The sequence below is a fragment of the Brevibacterium sp. UBA7493 genome, assembly GCF_002479565.1.
Lineage (GTDB): Bacteria > Actinomycetota > Actinomycetes > Actinomycetales > Brevibacteriaceae > Brevibacterium > Brevibacterium luteolum.
This window is the reverse complement of sequence record NZ_DLOD01000014.1, coordinates 132475-148514: the sequence shown is the minus strand read 5'-3', so window position 1 is coordinate 148514 and position 16040 is coordinate 132475. Positions and strand designations below refer to the sequence as shown.

Genomic DNA, 16040 nt, shown 5'->3' with positions numbered 1-16040 from the left:
GGTGCAGCGCCGCGGGCTCCCGTCGGCACCGCAGGGGAACAGTTGAGAGTTCAATTGTGTTGGCTGGGTATGAGAGCTTTCGGATTCCTGTCATTCGGTCATTACGGTCACGGGCGCGGGCTTGGTGATCCCGATGCCCGGCAGATGCTCCACGATGCCATCACCATCGCCGAACGGGCCGATGAGCTCGGTGTCAACGGCGCGTACTTCCGGGTGCATCATGTCGCCCGCCAGTCGGCTGCCCCGATGCCGCTGCTGGCCGCCATCGCTGCGCGCACGCAGCGCATCGAGGTGGGCACAGGCGTCATCGATCTGCGCTAGCGCATGCCCGGGTTGTAGCACCCGTTGTCAGCGTCGGCGCGCTTTACAGCACAACGCTGACGGCAATCCTGGCTGGTTTTCGATGAAGGCGGCTCTTCCTGCGCTGAGCGTCGGTGCGATGATCGCGCAACCCGGCGGTGCTCCACCCTCATAGAGGCGCATCAAGTACTTCGCGCAGCTGATCGACGGTGGGCGAACCAGCCAGCCCGGCAGGAGTGCGGAACACTCGACAGGCGAGCCCCACCGGCGTGTGCTCGTCGGCGAAGGGGTCGGAACCGTCAATGAGGACGGTCGGGGACCCGTGGAACCCGAGGCGGGCGGCGTCCTCGGCAGTCTCGACTCGCTGATGCACGACGCGGACGTCCGATCGGCCGTCGAGGGCCTCGGTGAGACGCCGGTCGAGCACCTCCCAGTTCGGGCACCCGTCGAAGTACTGCAACGTGATCTCCATGATCCACTCCTCTCAGGCTCTGTCCGCGCGGACCGCGGCCGGTGACGCCGTCTCAGGCGACGCGGCCGCCGCTTGCCTCTTGCGGGCACGCGCGGCGCGCAGCCCGTTGGCGATGACGACGACCTCGGCGACCTCGTGGACGAGGACGACCGCGGCCAGGCCGAGCACGCCGGTGATGGCCAGCGGCAGCAGCACGGCGATGATCGCCAGGGACAGCACGATGTTCTGGTTCATGATCGCCCGGCCGCGGCGGGCATGCCGCAGCGCCTGCGGGATCAGGCCGAGGTCGTGCCCGGTGAAGGCGACATCGGCGGACTCGATCGCGGCGTCGGAGCCGGTCGCGCCCATCGCGATGCCCACAGTCGCACCGGCCAGGGCGGGGGCGTCGTTGATGCCGTCGCCGATCATCGCCGTCGGCGAGGCCTCGGAGAGCTGGGCGACGATGCGGGCCTTGTCCTCGGGCCGCAGCTCGGCGTGCACGTCGCCGATCCCGGCGATCTGCGCGAGCGCGTGGGCGGTGCGGGCGTTGTCGCCGGTGAGCATGCTCACCTCAACCCCCTGCCCTCGCAGCGTGCGCACGGCCTCGGGGACCTCGGGGCGCAGCTCGTCGCGGACGCCGATCGCCCCGGCCAGGCGGCCGTCGACGGCCACGAGCACGCAGGTCTGGCCCTCGGCCTCCAGGTCCTCGACCCGGGCCTTGAGCGGTCCGGCGTCGATCCAGCGGGGGCTGCCCACCGTCACCCGGCGGCCGTCGACGGTGCCGCCGATGCCGTGCCCGGCCTCCTCCGTCACGTCCTGCGCGGCGAGGGCCCCCTGGCCCGCGGCGGCGATGGCGGCGGCGAGAGGGTGCGTCGAGTGCTGCTCGACGGACGCCGCCCAGGCGAGCACCTGCGCGTCGTCGAACCCGTCGGCGGCGACGACGGCGGTGACCTCGGGCCGGTTGCGGGTCAGGGTGCCGGTCTTGTCCACGGCGAGGTGGCGGATGCCGCCGAGGCGCTCGAACGCGGCACCGCTCTTGATGACGACGCCGAACTTCGTCGCCGCCCCGATCGCGGACACTACGGTGACCGGCACCGCGATCGCCAGCGCGCACGGGCTGGCGGCGACGAGGACGACCAGGGCGCGGGTGATCCAGGTCTCGGGGTCGCCGAGCAGCGATCCGAGCACGCCGACCAGGACGGCGAGGACCATCACGCCGGGCACCAGCGGGCGGGCGATCTGGTCGGCGATGCGCGCACGCTCGCCCTTCTCTGCCTGGGCCTGCTCGACCAGCTCCACGATGGTGGTCAGCGAGTTGTCGGTGCCCGCCGCGGTCGCCTCGACCTCCAGCACGCCGGCGGTGTTGATCGCCCCCGCCGAGACCGCGTCATCGGGGGCGACCTCGACCGGGATCGACTCGCCGGTGATCGCGGAGGTGTCCAGGCTGGAGCGTCCGACGCGGACGATCCCGTCGGTGGCGACCCGCTCGCCCGGACGGACCAGCAGCACGTCGCCGACGGCGATCTCCTTGGCCGGGACCTCGACCGAGGCACCGTCGCGCAGCACGGTCGCGGTCTCCGGCACGAGCTTGAGCAGCGCGCGCAGGCCGCCGCGGGCGCGGTCCATCGCCTTGTCCTCCAGGGCCTCGGCGAGCGAGTACAGGAACGCCAGCGCGGCGGCCTCCTCCACGTAGCCGAGGATGACCGCGCCGACGGCACTGATCGTCATCAGCAGCGCGATCCCGAGCTTCCGCTTGGCGAACAGGTTCCGCAGCGCGCCGGGCACGAACGTGTACGCGCCCAGCAGCAGGCCCGCCCAGAACGCGACCAGCGCCGCGACGTGCATCCCCGACCACTCCAGCACCAGGCCGGTGCCGAACGCGACCCCGGAGAGGATCGGCACCACCAGGCCCGGGTCGCGCCACCACGGGCGCTCGGTCTCCTCTGCCTCTTCGGCGGCGTTGGTGGTCGGCTCGTCGCAGCCGCAGGCGGCGCTCACGAGGCGTCCTCGGAGCCGCTCGGGCCGCAGCAGCCGGGCACCGAGCAGTGCGGGTCGATGCACGGGGCGCTCTCGTCCACCGCCAGCGTCACGTCCACCAGCGCCGTCAGCGCCGCGGCCAGGTGCGGGTCGGCGATCTCGTAGCGAGTCTGCCGCCCCTCGGGCTCGGCGACCACGATGCCGCAGTCGCGCAGACAGGTCAGATGGTTGGACACGTTCGAGCGGGTCAGCCCCAGCTCGCGCGAGAGCACGGCGGGGTGGCTCGGGCCGTCGAGCAGGGACATCAGGATCTTGGAGCGCGTCGGGTCGGCCATGGCCCGGCCAAGCCGGTTCATCACGTCGAGGCGCGAAGCAATAGTCAGCATGCACTGAACTATACAGTGCACGCTGACCAATCGTCCAGATGCAGGGGCTGCCGCACGCGCTCCGCGCGCTTGCCCTCGGGAACCGCGGTCACCTCTTGCGCCAGCTCGACCACGTCGGCATCCCAGGTGCGCCAGGACTTCCAAGGCGGCTACATCACGTGGACGCGCAGCGAAGGCGCACGCATCCGCTACACCTGAGCGCATGGTCGTGCCCACAGCATTCGCACGCAAGCTCCTGTTCCAAGCTTCCAACCCACCCGAAACCGATGCCGGCCCCGGGTCTGGAAACACAACACGCGGCGTGTGAATAGACGAAGTGCCGCGAGAGAACCCGCGGCACTTCGCTCCGTCGGGGTGACAGGATTTGAACCTGCGACCCTCCGCTCCCAAAGCGGATGCGCTACCAAGCTGCGCCACACCCCGGCTCAACGAGACACTACTCTAGCCGCCTGCGCAGTCTTCCTCCTAATCTGCAGCGCGGCTGCCGGCATCGCACATCAGCCCACGTCACGGTGTCACCACCACTCGGCCAGCCCTCGCCTCGCTTTGCATTCGGAGCTGATCTGTTCTAACATTTCTACAGCGCTCACACGGGCGCATCGGGGATGTAGCTCAATGGTAGAGCCTCAGTCTTCCAAACTGATGGTGCGGGTTCGATTCCCGTCATCCCCTCCGCATTCCGCCGGTCCACATGTGGGCCGGCGGTTCTCTATCCCCGTACGCCGACATGTGCCCGATTCTGCGACTGCTGGGTCTTTGGCACAATGAGTCCGTGAGCGAACACAAACCCTCCCATGCAGGTCCTGCATCCTACCGCCCGCGTCAGCACCGCGCGCTCAGCCCGGCGTCTGCAGCGGTGGCGTGTGTCTCTGCTGCAGCGGTGCTGCTTTTCGGCTTCGAGTCGGACTGGGGCTATCTCCCGCTTGCCGTCGGGCTCATCGGATCATGGGCGATCGACCGGGCGCTGGGCCGGGACGTGCTGCTCATCTGCCTGGCGCTGGCGCTCATCTCGACGATCTCACTCAAGGCCGATATCTCCTGGGGCAACATCGCATTGATGGGGGCCGTACTCTCCGGCGCGGTCATCATCCCCTATGCCATCAGCCGTTGGATCTACCGCGATCATGCCGTGAGGTTCCCGCGGCGGATCGGCCAGCCGTGGTCGAAGCTCGAATGGTCGTGGCTGTTCATCGTGCTGTTCCTCGGCTGGCTCATCCTGCCGCGGTACTTCATCAGCTCCGGGGTCTACACCAACTGGCCTGCCGTCGAGACCCCAAGTGAGATCATCCGGCTGTTCCTCGGCGTCAACGCCGTGGGCATCTGGGATGAGCTGTTCTTCATCTGCACCGTCTTCACGCTGCTGTACCGGCACTTCTCGTTCTGGACGGCCAACGTGCTCACCTCGGTAATCTTCGTGTCCTTCCTGTGGGAGCTGGGCTACCAGGCCTGGGGTCCGGTGCTCACGATCCCGTTCGCGCTCGTCCAGGCGCTCATCTTCACCCGCACGAAGTCACTGCCCTACACGATCTGCGTGCACCTGCTCTTCGACCTCATCGTCTTCCTCACCATCGTGCATGCCCACCATCCCGGTGCCCTGCCGATCTTCTGGTACTGAACCGGTCGGCGCTGGGCACTCGCTCCCTGGGCATGACTGAGCCCGCCTGACCGGGACGGCCAGGCGGGCTCAGCTCAGGGCTCGCTCAAGCGTCAGCCTCAGATGGTCTCACCGTTCTCATAGGCGGCCATGATGCCGATGCGGCGCTCATGGCGCTCATCGCCGGAGAACGGCTCGGTCAGGAACGCGTCGACGATGGCGAATGCGTCAGCCTCGGTGTGCTGGCGTGCGCCGATCGAGACGATCTGGGCGTTGTTGTGCTGGCGGGCCAGCCGGGCGATCTCCGGGTTCCAGGCCAGGGCCGCGCGGGCGCCTTCGACCTTGTTGGCAGCCATCTGCTCGCCGTTGCCCGAACCGCCGATGACGACACCCAGTGCGGGGGTGCCCGAGGCGTTGTCGGTCACCACCGCCTCGGCGGCGGCGATGCAGAAGGCCGGGTAGTCATCGAGTGCATCGTATTCGTGGGCGCCGTGGTCGACGACGTCGTAGTCCTGGGCTGCGAGGTGCGCCTTGAGCGCCTCCTTGAACTCGAAGCCAGCGTGGTCGGTGCCGAGATGAACTTTCATTGCCTGCCCTTTCGCAGCGTGTCAGTCGGAGACTCAGTCGAAGATCGGGCCGACCGTGCGGGTGCGCTTGAGTTCGAAGAACCCGTCGGTGCTTGCCACGGCCAGCACTCCATCGAACAGCTTACCGGCAGCCTCGCCCTTGGGGGCAGGGCTGACGACCGGGCCGAAGAAGGCGACCTCGCCCAGCGAGATGACCGGGGTGCCGACGTCTTCGCCGACCTTGTCGATGCCCTCCTGATGGGAGGCGCGCAGCTGCTCGTCGTACTTATCGGTGTTGGCGGCCTGAGCGAGTTCGGCCGGCAGTCCTGCCTCGGCGAGCGCGGCGGGGATGACCTCGTCGAAGTCGCGGCGGCCCTCGACGTGGATGAGGGTGCCCAGGGCGGTGTAGAGATCGGCGAGCACCTCGGGTCCGTGTTCGACCATCGCGGCGGTGACGACGCGGGCCGGGCCCCAGGCGAGCTTCATGTTCTCCTTGTACTCCTCGGGCAGCTCCTCACGGCCCTGGTTGAGCACTGAGAGGCTCATCGGGTGGAAGGCGACCTTGACGTCGCGGACCTTCTCGACCTCAAGCGCCCAGCGGGAGGTCATCCACGCCCAGGGGCAGGTCGCGTCGAACCAGAAATCAAGTGTCTCAGTGCTCATCAGAGTCCTTCCGTGTCGGTCTGCCGCAGGGCTGCGGCCGGATGTGCGATGACCGCGCCGGATGCGCCCGGCACGGCTTCCGATCATGCAACAATGAGCCTAGTCCGATCATTCCACCAGCTGATATTCCGGAGGCCCGTCCGTGGCACAGCACAACCTGACCCGCGCCGAGGCGGCCGAGCGCGCCGCGCAGGTCTCGGTCACGTCCTACGACGTCACACTCGTTCTCGACGGTCAGGGAGAGACGTTCCGCTCAGTCACCACGGTGCGCTTCGCTGCCGACAGCGATGATTCGACCTTCATCGACGCGGTCACCGCGAAGGTGCACAGCATCCGGCTCAACGGCGAGGAGCTGCCTGTCGACGAGCACGTCTCGGCCGCCCGCATCAGCCTGCCGGGCCTGGCTCCGGACAACGAGCTGCGCATCGACGCCGAGTTCTTCTACATGAACACCGGTGAGGGCCTGCACCGTTTCGTCGATCCGGTCGACGACGAGACCTACCTGTACACGCAGTTCGAGGTGCCCGATGCCCGCCGCGTGTTCGCCGTGTTCGAGCAGCCCGACCTCAAGGCCTCGTTCTCCTTCACGATCATCGCCCCGGAGTCGTGGACGGTGGTGTCGAACTCCCCGACCCCGGTCGCCGGCGAACCGCATGAGGCGCTCGCCGAGCTCGGCATCGAATCAGCGGATATGGCGCTGTGGCAGTTCGCTCCCACTCCCCCGCTCTCGTCCTACATCACTGCGATCATCGCCGGGCCGTACAAGTCCGCGCACTCCTCGCTGCTCAGCCGTGACGGCGAGGAGGTGCCGCTGGGCGTCTACGCCCGCGCATCGCTGTTCGAGCACGTCGATGCCGAGGAGATCTTCAAGCTCACCCGTGCCGGGTTCACCTTCTTCGAAGACCTCTTCGCCATCCCGTACCCGTTCGAGAAGTTCGATCAGCTCTTCGTCCCGGAGTTCAACGCCGGGGCGATGGAGAACGCCGGTGCCGTCACGATCGTCGAGGACTACGTCTTCCGTTCCCGGCCCAAGCGCAGCACCGTCGAGTCCCGCGCGGTGACGATCCTGCACGAACTGGCGCACATGTGGTTCGGCGATCTCGTCACGATGCGCTGGTGGAACGACCTGTGGCTCAACGAGTCGTTCGCCGAGTTCACCTCGACGCTGGCGACTGCCGAGGCCTCGGAGTTCTCCGATGTGTGGACGAGCTTCGCAACAGTCGAGAAGGCCTGGGCGTATCAGCAGGATCAGCTGCCGAGCACCCATCCGATCGTCGCCCCGATCGAGGACCTCTTCGACGTCGAGGTCAACTTCGACGGCATCACCTACGCCAAGGGCGCAGCCGTGCTCAAGCAGCTCGTCGCCTGGGTCGGCCGAGATGCGTTCTTCGCCGGCGTCAAGCGCTACTTCGACGCCCACGCCTGGGCGAACACGGAACTGGACGACCTGCTCACCGAACTCGAGGCCACCTCGGGCCGGGATCTGCGCACCTGGTCGCAGCTGTGGCTGGAGGAATCGGGCATCAACCTGCTGCGCCCGATCGTCGAGACCGACGAGTCCGGCCAGCTCACCCGCCTGGCGATCAGCCAGGAGGCCGTCGAGCTGCCCGGCCGCCCGGTCCCCTCACTGCGCCCGCACCGCGTGGCGATCGGCTGCTATGACATCACCGACTCCGGCCAGGTGGTGCGCACCCACATCCAGTCGATCGATCTCGACGGCCCCGTCGCCGAGGTGGAGGTCCCGGCCGGTGCCTCGTCTCGCCCGGACATCATCGTCGTCAACGACGGTGACCTCACCTATGCCAAGACCCGGTTCGATGAGGTGAGCCTGCGCAATGCGGTCGCCCACGCCTCGGGCTTCGAGGACTCGCTGACCCAGCTGCTCGTCTTCTCGACCGTGTGGGATATGGTCCGCGACGGGGAGATCCCCGCCCAGGACTACCTCGCCCTCGTCGGCGCACATGCCGGATCCATCACCCATTCGGCCGGGCTGCTCGCCCAGCTGCGGCAGGCGAAGGCCGCGATCACCCGGTTCCTGCCGCCGCACCTGCGCGCCGATGCGCGCGCCCGGTTCGCGGATGACCTGTGGACACAGCTGCACAACGCCGCCCCGGGCTCAGACAGCCAGCTGCAGTTCCTCATCGGCTTCGCCGAGACCGCCGAGACCGACAGCCAGCTCGACCGAGTCGCCCAGATGCTTGAGACCGGCTCCGCCCCGGTCGAAGGCGTGAGCATCGACACCGATCTGCGCTGGAGCCTCGTCATCGCACTGGCCGCCGCCGGACGCCTCGATGAGGCCGGCATCAGTGCCGCGCTGGAAGCCGATGACACCGCGATGGGCCGCAACAAGGCTCAGACGGCCAAGGCCTCCCCGCAGACCCCGGCGGCCAAGACCGCGGCATTCCGCTCCCTGGCCGATGACCGCGAGCTGCCGAACTCGGTCGTCGCTGCGACCGCGCTGGGCTTCGCTGCCGGCCTGCAGCTGCCCGACGGGTCGCTGGTGGCTGCTGAGGAACCGGTCGGCAGCTTCGTCACCGAGTACTTCGACCGGGTCGCCGGCTGGTGGGAGTCACGCACCCTGGAGATCGCGCAGACGCTGACGCTCAGGCTCTACCCGCCGGCCACGCCCGAGGCGGTGGCCCGGACCCGGCAGTGGCTCCAGGAGCATCCGGCCGCCCCGAAGGGGCTGCTGCGGCTCATGGCCGAGAACCTCGACAACGCCGAACGGGACCTGCGCGCCCAGCAGACCGCCGTGGAAGCGCTCAGCGCTGCCGGGGCGGAAGCGGGCAGCTGACCGGCAGCTGGATCGAACCTGAGACGCGGTGTGGCCAATGCCACACCGCGTCCTCATGCGATGTCCAGCGGAGGCGGGCCTGTTCTGACTGCCCTTTCAGATGCGGTCTCTAAGATTGCGCCCGTATGAGCACTTCAACGACACCTCCCGCTGAGCAGATCAAGGAAGCGGTGAACGAGACCGTGGACAAGACCGCCAACTTCGACTGGATGTGGCTGCTGGGCGCTCCCCTGCGCATCGCCTTCATCATCGTCGGCGCGGTCATCCTCAACCTCGTCGCCCGCAAGATCATCCGCAAGTTCGCCGGCAAGATCGCCGATGGCTCGAACGCTGCGGAGAACCGGCGCCGGCAGAGGTCCAACGAGACCCCGCGCATCAACGGCTCCGATGCGATCACCAAGGCCCGCCGGGCGCAGCGCGCGCAGACCGTCGGGTCGATGCTGTCGTCGATCGCGACGATCATCATCGCCACGCTGGCGGTCATGATGGTGCTGACCGAACTCGACTTCAATCTCGGCCCGCTGCTCGCCTCCGCCGGTATCGCCGGTGTGGCGATCGGCTTCGGTGCCCAGGAGCTCGTCAAGGACTACCTGTCTGGCTTCTTCCTCGTCGTCGAGGACCAGTACGGCATCGGTGACACTGTCGACCTCGGTGAGGCCGTCGGCACCGTCGAGGAGGTCGGGCTGCGGACGACGAAGGTGCGCGGTATCGACGGCACCCTGTGGCATGTGCGCAACGGCGAGATCATGCGCGTGGGCAACCAGTCCCAGGGCTGGGCGCGCGCGGTGATGGACATCGCCGTGCCGTACGACTCCGACCCGAACGTGCTCAACGGCATCATCGAAGACGCTGTCGCTGAGCTGCGCGCCGACCCGGCGATGACCACCTCGATCCTCGAAGACCCCGAGATCCTCGGTGTGCAGGATCTGACCGGTGAGGCGATGACGATCCGCGCGTTCATCAAGACCAAACCCAACGAACAGTGGGCCGTCGCCCGTGCCTTCCGCGGCACCGTCAAGCGGATGATGGACGAGCAGGGCATCCGCATCCCGCTGGCCCAGCAGACCGTCGTGCGCGCCCAGCCGGTCGAGACCACCGCCTCGGCCTCGGACTTCGGCACGACCGGCACGCTGCCCTCCCGCCAGCAGACTGCCGGCAGCCCCGCTGCCACCGGCCGCACCGCCACCGCCACGGCAGAGCGAGACGATGAGGAGCATGAGGACATCGCCGACGACCCGCTGCCGGCGCGGGCGAACCAGAAGAGCACCGCGACGAAGGATCCCTCCTACGGGATCACGCAGCAGAGTTCGCGGCGCGACCCGAGTGACTCATAGGATCGAAGCGTGACGACTCAGCGCCCAGACACCATGTTCACGATCATCGGCGGCCATGCGGCCTTCACCCAGCTCGTCGACGTCTTCTACCGGGAGGTCGCAGCCGATGAGTACCTCATCGCGATGTACCCCGAAGGCCAGGAGCTCGACGGCGCCAAGCACCGGCTGCAGACGTTCCTGGAGCAGTACTTCGGCGGGCCGACGACCTACTCCCAGGAGCGCGGCCACCCGCGGCTGCGGATGCGGCACAACCCGTACCCGGTCACCCCGAAGGCCCGGGAGCACTGGCTGCGGCACATGCGCACGGCACTCGACTCCCTGGAGCTGCCGCCGCTGCACGACACGATGGTGTGGGATTACTTCGAGCGTGCTGCGACCGCAATGGTCAACCGCTTCGATGAACCCGGCGAAACCCCGCGCACGAGCCTGGGGCCACTGACCCCCAACAGCTGAGCTTGGACTGCCGGGACCGCCCGGCAGGAAGCTGAGACTCAGGCGGCGCGGTCGCCGCGGCCGCGGGTGAGCACATGACCGCGCGGTGAGCTCAGCCGCAGCCAGCCCGGCGCTTCGAACACACTCGTGACGCCACCGGGCTGCACGAATCCCAGCCCGAACATCGCGAAGGCCACTGCTGCCGGCAGCCGGTCCTCGAACTCGCCGGGCAGCGGCCGGCTCCACACCCGGCGGCGCAGACCGGTCACCGCGTGGATCCCAGCCACCTCCGGCGTCCCGGCGGCCACCTCGGCGATACCTGCTTCGGCGGCGGCGATGAGCTCAGCATCGGCCAGCTGGCCCACCGGCAGCCACGGCCCGCGCGGCGGGGCGATGCCGGCCCACGACACCTGGATCTCCTGCGGCGGGATCGGCATCGCCTCCTCACCGGTGCTGCGCAGCCGGGCGAAGCGGTCACAGATCGCCGCTGTCGGCACGACGACGTCGAGGCCGTCGAGGCCGGTGCCGACCAGCCGGAACATGCGCATCCCGACCGTCAGCGGCGTCGCGTCACCGAGCCCGTGCGGGAACAGGGGTGCTGCTGAGACGACGAGGACATCGCCGGTGACCGTCAGGCGCATCGCGCCCTCGGAGTCGATGCGCTGGGCGCGGGAGGCGAAGACCTTCCAGTCGGCCAGCGCCTCGGACGTGGTGAGGCGGATGTGTGCGGATGTGTGCATGCCGATCCTGCGCATCAGCGGCGGGCCCGCACCGGACGCAGCGGCACCGGGTCGGTGACGAACGGTTCGATCGCCGCCGTTTCGGCCTCGCTCAGCCGACGTGCCCGGCCTGTTGCGGCATCGACGAAGGCGATCACGGTCTCAGCCAGCGTGTAGACCTCGCTGCCGTCGGGTTCGGCGATGACGTAGCCGACCTCCATGGTCGCTGGGGTCACCCCGGAGATGACGGTGTCGACGGCGATCGGGCCGGTGCGGAAACCGATGGGGCGGCGGTATTCGATGCGGTGGGAGAAGACGAGCAGGTTCGTCTCCCCTGCCGCCTCGCCGAGCACCGGCGGGAAGGCCCGGCCCTGCACCGGCTGCCCGGCGCCGGGGATGTCGGCTGGAGCGGCGGCGTCGCGGTCGGCGGTTGGGGAGCCGAAGGCGCGGACGCGGGCCTCTTCGAGCAGGCGCAGCTGGGTGACGTTGTTGACGTGCCCGTAGGCGTCCATATCACCCCAGCGCAGTTCGATGAGCACGCGGGCGAAGGGACCGGACAGCAGCGGGTTCGACAGGGATTCGGGCATGGCTCCATTCTGCCACCGGTGCCGGTGGGCAGGCACACCAGCCTGGCGGCTGGTCAGGGCGGATGGGCGTGCAGGCGCGTAGACTGCCAACAGTCCATCACACAGCGAGGAGGGCACTGATGGGTGCCGAAGACAACGTAGCCCAGCTCATCGACCTGCTGCAGGTCACCCCGACCGACCCGATCCCCGGCACACGGGAGTCGGAGTTCTACCTCGGGCGCAGCCAGTACAAACCCGATGGCCGGGTGTTCGGCGGTCAGGTGCTGGCCCAATGTGTCATGGCAGCCGGGCAGACTGTCGATCCCGCCCGTCACATCCACTCCCTGCACGGCTACTTCCTGCGCCCCGGCGATGTCAGCGAGCCGATCACCTTCGGCGTCGAGGTGCTGCGCGACGGCGGGTCGTTCTCTGCCCGCCGGGTGCACGCCTACCAGCGCGACGAGCCGATCCTCTCGCTCATCTGCTCCTTCCAGGTCGAGCAGGACGGTCTGGAGCACGGAGATGAGTTCCCCTCCGATGTGCCGGGCCCGGAGGACTGTCCGGAGATCATCGAGCTGCTCGCTGACATCAACATCCCCTTCATGCGCGACTGGCTGCGCAAGCGGCCCTTCGATGTCCGGCCGGTCGAACCGCCGATCTACTTCGAACCGGATCCTCAGGCACGCGCCCAGGAGCGGATGTGGATCCGCGCCTCGGCGGCGTTTCCCGATGACCCGCTGCTCAATGCCGCCGCGCTGGCCTATGCCAGTGATTTCAGTCTGCTCGCCCCGGTGCTGCGTCGCCAGGGCCTGACGTGGATGACGCCGGGACTGCGGATGGCCAGTCTCGACCATGCGATGTGGTGGCACCGGCCGGTGAGGATCGGCGAGTGGATGCTGTACTCCGAGACCTCCCCGTCAGCGCGCGGGGGCCGCGGGCTGGGGCTCGGGCGGATCTTCTCGCAGTCCGGTCAGCTGCTGGCGACGGTCGCGCAGGAGGGCATGGTCCGCATCAAGTCCCAATTGTGACATGAATGCCGAAGGCCGGCTGCTCCCGATCGGAAGCAGCCGGCCTCGTGCTGTCGATGCGCGTGTGCGTCAGTCGCGGGTGAGGCGACGGTGGGTGACGCGGTGCGGGCGGGCGGCTTCTTCGCCCAGGCGCTCCACCTTGTTCTTCTCGTAGGCTTCGAAGTTTCCTTCGAACCAGTACCAGCTGGCCGGATTCTCTTCGGTGCCCTCCCACGCGAGGATGTGGGTGGCGACGCGGTCGAGGAACCAGCGGTCGTGGGAGACGACCACGGCACAGCCGGGGAATTCGAGCAGTGCGTTCTCCAGCGAACCGAGGGTTTCGACGTCGAGGTCGTTGGTCGGCTCATCGAGCAGAAGCAGATTTCCGCCCTGCTTGAGGGTCAGCGCGAGGTTCAGGCGGTTGCGCTCACCGCCGGAGAGCACGCCGGCCTTCTTCTGCTGGTCGGGTCCCTTGAAGCCGAACGCGGAGACGTAGGCACGCGACGGCATCTCGACATTGCCGACCTGGATGAAGTCGAGTCCGTCGGAGACGACCTCCCACAGGCTCTTCTCCGGATCGATGCCGCCGCGGGACTGGTCGACGTAGGAGATTTCGACGGTGTCGCCGACCTTGAGGTCTCCCCCGTCGAGCTCTTCGAGTCCGACGATCGTCTTGAACAGCGTTGTCTTGCCGACGCCGTTGGGGCCGATGACGCCGACGATGCCGTTGCGCGGCAGCGAGAACGACAGGCCGTCGATGAGCGTACGGTCGCCGAAGCCCTTCTGCAGGTCCTTGGCTTCTATGACGATGTCGCCCAGGCGCGGGCCGGGCGGGATCTGGATCTCTTCGAAGTCGAGCTTGCGGGTCTTCTCCGCTTCAGCTGCCATCTCTTCGTAGCGAGCGAGGCGGGCCTTGGACTTCGTCTGGCGGGCCTTGGCGTTCGAGCGGACCCATTCGAGTTCGTCCTTCAGGCGCTTCTGCAGCTTGGCGTCCTTCTTGCCCTGGACCTTGAGGCGCTCCTGTTTCTTCTCCAGGTAGGTGGAGTAGTTGCCCTCGTAGGGGTACAGGTGGCCGCGGTCGACTTCGGCGATCCATTCGGCGACGTGGTCGAGGAAGTACCTATCGTGGGTGATGGCGATGACGGCGCCGGGGTAGGTCTTGAGGTGCTGTTCGAGCCACAGCACCGACTCGGCGTCGAGGTGGTTGGTCGGCTCGTCGAGCAGCAGCAGGTCGGGCTTCTCCAGCAGCAGCTTGCACAGTGCCACACGGCGGCGCTCACCGCCGGAGAGGACCTTGACGTCGGCGTCCGGCGGCGGGCAGCGCAGTGCGTCCATCGCCTGTTCGAGCTGGGAGTCGAGATCCCAGGCATCAGCTGCGTCGATGGCTTCCTGCAGCTTGCCCATCTCCTCCATCAGGGCATCGAAGTCGGCATCCGGGTTGGCCATCTCTTCGGAGATCTCGTTGTAGCGGTCCAGCTTCGCTTTGATCTCGCCGACACCTTCCTCGACATTGCCGAGGACGGTCTTGTCTTCGTTCAGCGGCGGCTCCTGGAGCAGGATGCCGACGGAGTATCCGGGGCTGAGGCGGGCTTCGCCGTTCGATGGCTGGTCGATGCCTGCCATGATCTTGAGGATGGTGGACTTACCGGCACCGTTCGGGCCGACCATGCCGATCTTCGCTCCGGGGTAGAACGACATCGACACGTCGTCGAGAATGACTTTGTCACCGTGCGCCTTGCGCGCCTTATGCATGGTGTAAATGAATTCGGCCATAGTGGTCTCAGACTATCGGTTCCCACATGGCTAGGCCATTCCTCCGCGCCTGCCCTACAGCCGGTGCGCGAGCGCATCTGGGGAGCGGGTCAGCCGCCGAGCTGCGGCGCTTCGGTGCTCTCTTCCTCTTCACCGCTGCCTTCACCGCCGCCGTCGCCGGTTCCCTCGTCGGAACCGCCGGTCTCGCTCGGCTCCTCGGTGTCCTCACCGTTCATGTCCTCACCTGGCATGTGCCCGGCGCCGTTGTCATCGGAATCCTCATCGCGCTCATCGCCCGTGGGCGCGTCGACGCCCTCGGGCCGTTCGACGTATCCGAGCAGGCACGTGCCAGTCGATTCGGTGGGCTTGGCCAGATGGGCGGTGATATTGCCGGAGCGGATCTCACCGACGACGCAGCCGTCGTCGACCTTGACGCCAAACATCTTCGCCGGCACGTCATTTCCCAGGGGTGATGCGTCGATCGTCGCTTCGAGCTGCTCGGGCTTGTACCCGGCTTCGGTCATCGTGTCGAAGAACTCCTGGGTGCTCGGCACATCGTCACGGCCTTCAAGCGGTTTGAGTGCGGCGACGACTTCGTCCACAACAGCCGGAACCTCTTTGGTCTGCACCGGGTTCGGTTCGGCTGCCTGCTGGTTCAGCAGCGAACAGCCGCTGATGAGTGCTGCAGAACAGGCCAGCGTTCCGGCAGCGAGAAACCGTCGAAGCATTGTCGTCCTTCAGTCAGTGCCACACAACAGTCCTACTCTAACCGGACTGAGCAGACTCGTCTCACCGAAGCGACACAGATTCACCGGCATGTCGCCGGACAGGCCGTGCGCGCCGAAGTCACGCCCCGAACCTGCCCGATGACGTGCCTGTGCTCAGCTCTGCCCGGCCGGCTCCATGGCGTGATCGTCGTGGATCTCCCCTGTTGAGGTGTCAACCATGGTCTCGTCGATATCGTCGCTCGACGCTGAGGCTGCAAACGATGCCGGCGGCGGGCTGCCGAGGCTGTCGTAACCGCCGGAGCTGCCGCTTGCCGTGCTCTTGGCGCCGCTGCGGGTGTTGCGAGCCCAGTTCGCTGTGCCGAAGCGCAGATTGTGGCCAACGGCCTCAGCGATGATCTGCGGGTTCTTCCCGGACTTCGTGCCAGTCGTGTCGGTCCATTCGCGGATCCGCAGCCGGCCGGCGACGATGACGGCATCGCCCTTGTGCACCGATGAGTTCACGTGGAGGGCGAGGTCGCCGTAGCAGGAGACATCGAACCAGGAGGTGTCGATCTCCCGGTACTCCCCTTTCTCGTTGTCGTAGAACCCGAAGTTGACCGCCAGCCTGAAGGACGCCCACACGCGTCCATCGCTGAGGGTGCCGGTCTGACAGTCACCGCCTGCAGTGCCGACGAAGTAATTGACTTGTTTCATGAGCAGGTCCTTTCTCTTGCCTCTGCTGAGACCTGCCTGTCACTCTTCCCAACCTGGCCAGTGAGAGCCCAGATATGA

General features: G+C 67.5%; 15 protein-coding genes, 2 tRNA genes and 1 pseudogene. 7 read left to right on the top strand and 11 right to left on the bottom strand.

Annotation, left to right across the window (positions count from 1 at the left end; genetic code table 11):
* Window positions 1-69: 69 nt before the first annotated feature.
* Window positions 70-318 (top strand): annotated as a pseudogene (locus tag B4E96_RS08730) (LLM class flavin-dependent oxidoreductase); the annotation flags it as partial.
* Between the two features lie 151 nt (window positions 319-469).
* On the opposite strand, the gene B4E96_RS08725 reads toward B4E96_RS08730, so the two are convergent.
* The 4 genes from B4E96_RS08725 to B4E96_RS08710 all read right to left on the bottom strand — a co-directional run bounded on the left by B4E96_RS08725 (window position 470) and on the right by B4E96_RS08710 (window position 3537).
* The gene (locus B4E96_RS08725) at window positions 470-772 is read right to left on the bottom strand and encodes a hypothetical protein (protein ID WP_007321360.1); all 303 of its coding nucleotides are present in this window, start codon (window positions 770-772) and stop codon (window positions 470-472) included.
* A gap of 12 nt (window positions 773-784) precedes the next feature.
* Window positions 785-2749 carry a heavy metal translocating P-type ATPase gene (locus B4E96_RS08720; RefSeq protein WP_286957194.1) on the bottom strand — a complete coding sequence of 655 codons (1965 nt, stop codon included), beginning with the start codon at window positions 2747-2749 and terminating at the stop codon, window positions 785-787.
* Window positions 2746-3114, bottom strand: coding sequence for a Cd(II)/Pb(II)-sensing metalloregulatory transcriptional regulator CmtR (cmtR, locus tag B4E96_RS08715; protein ID WP_165883108.1), 369 nt, complete (start codon window positions 3112-3114; stop codon window positions 2746-2748). Before cmtR ends, B4E96_RS08720 begins: the two co-directional genes overlap by 4 nt.
* Window positions 3115-3463: 349 nt before the next feature.
* Window positions 3464-3537: transfer RNA gene (locus B4E96_RS08710), tRNA-Pro, on the bottom strand.
* A gap of 178 nt (window positions 3538-3715) precedes the next feature.
* Here B4E96_RS08710 and B4E96_RS08705 point away from each other — a divergent pair.
* Together B4E96_RS08705 and B4E96_RS08700 are read left to right on the top strand one after the other, a co-directional pair.
* Window positions 3716-3786, top strand: a tRNA-Gly gene (locus B4E96_RS08705).
* A 100-nt stretch (window positions 3787-3886) separates the two neighbouring features.
* Window positions 3887-4729 (top strand): CPBP family intramembrane glutamic endopeptidase, encoded by an 843-nt coding sequence (locus tag B4E96_RS08700; RefSeq protein WP_375544707.1) that lies wholly within the window; start codon window positions 3887-3889, stop codon window positions 4727-4729.
* A gap of 98 nt (window positions 4730-4827) precedes the next feature.
* Here the strand turns inward: B4E96_RS08700 and B4E96_RS08695 are convergent, their stop codons facing one another.
* The gene (locus B4E96_RS08695; RefSeq protein WP_102159750.1) at window positions 4828-5295 is read right to left on the bottom strand and encodes a ribose-5-phosphate isomerase; all 468 of its coding nucleotides are present in this window, start codon (window positions 5293-5295) and stop codon (window positions 4828-4830) included.
* Window positions 5296-5328: 33 nt separating this feature from the next.
* Window positions 5329-5937, bottom strand: a complete 609-nt coding sequence (locus tag B4E96_RS08690; RefSeq protein WP_286957192.1) for a DsbA family protein — start codon at window positions 5935-5937, stop codon at window positions 5329-5331.
* A 142-nt stretch (window positions 5938-6079) separates the two neighbouring features.
* On the opposite strand from B4E96_RS08690, the gene pepN reads away from it, so the two are divergent.
* The 3 genes from pepN (at window position 6080) to B4E96_RS08675 (ending at window position 10518) form a co-directional block, all read left to right on the top strand.
* Window positions 6080-8731, top strand: coding sequence for an aminopeptidase N (gene pepN, locus B4E96_RS08685; RefSeq protein ID WP_102159746.1), 2652 nt, complete (start codon window positions 6080-6082; stop codon window positions 8729-8731).
* Window positions 8732-8856: 125 nt separating this feature from the next.
* Complete coding sequence (locus B4E96_RS08680) at window positions 8857-10065, top strand: mechanosensitive ion channel family protein (RefSeq protein ID WP_286957191.1); 1209 nt, start codon at window positions 8857-8859, stop codon at window positions 10063-10065.
* Window positions 10066-10098: 33 nt separating this feature from the next.
* Window positions 10099-10518, top strand: a complete 420-nt coding sequence (locus tag B4E96_RS08675; RefSeq protein WP_102159742.1) for a globin — start codon at window positions 10099-10101, stop codon at window positions 10516-10518.
* A 38-nt stretch (window positions 10519-10556) separates the two neighbouring features.
* On the opposite strand, the gene B4E96_RS08670 is transcribed toward B4E96_RS08675, so the two are convergent.
* On the bottom strand, window positions 10557-11237 hold the full coding sequence (locus B4E96_RS08670) for a hypothetical protein (RefSeq protein WP_259800352.1): 681 nt from the start codon (window positions 11235-11237) through the stop codon (window positions 10557-10559).
* Between the two features lie 14 nt (window positions 11238-11251).
* Window positions 11252-11803, bottom strand: coding sequence for an acyl-CoA thioesterase (locus B4E96_RS08665; RefSeq protein WP_259800351.1), 552 nt, complete (start codon window positions 11801-11803; stop codon window positions 11252-11254).
* Window positions 11804-11922: 119 nt separating this feature from the next.
* On the opposite strand from B4E96_RS08665, the gene B4E96_RS08660 reads away from it, so the two are divergent.
* Window positions 11923-12810, top strand: a complete 888-nt coding sequence (locus tag B4E96_RS08660; protein ID WP_259800350.1) for an acyl-CoA thioesterase — start codon at window positions 11923-11925, stop codon at window positions 12808-12810.
* A 69-nt stretch (window positions 12811-12879) separates the two neighbouring features.
* On the opposite strand, the gene ettA is transcribed toward B4E96_RS08660, so the two are convergent.
* From ettA to B4E96_RS08645, 3 genes are all read right to left on the bottom strand, one after another.
* Window positions 12880-14562 carry an energy-dependent translational throttle protein EttA gene (ettA, locus tag B4E96_RS08655; protein WP_102159733.1) on the bottom strand — a complete coding sequence of 561 codons (1683 nt, stop codon included), beginning with the start codon at window positions 14560-14562 and terminating at the stop codon, window positions 12880-12882.
* 89 nt (window positions 14563-14651) lie between these two features.
* Window positions 14652-15269, bottom strand: a complete 618-nt coding sequence (locus B4E96_RS08650) for a DUF6993 domain-containing protein (RefSeq protein ID WP_165883118.1) — start codon at window positions 15267-15269, stop codon at window positions 14652-14654.
* 153 nt (window positions 15270-15422) lie between these two features.
* Window positions 15423-15962, bottom strand: coding sequence for a single-stranded DNA-binding protein (locus B4E96_RS08645; RefSeq protein WP_102159729.1), 540 nt, complete (start codon window positions 15960-15962; stop codon window positions 15423-15425).
* Window positions 15963-16040: the final 78 nt, after the last annotated feature.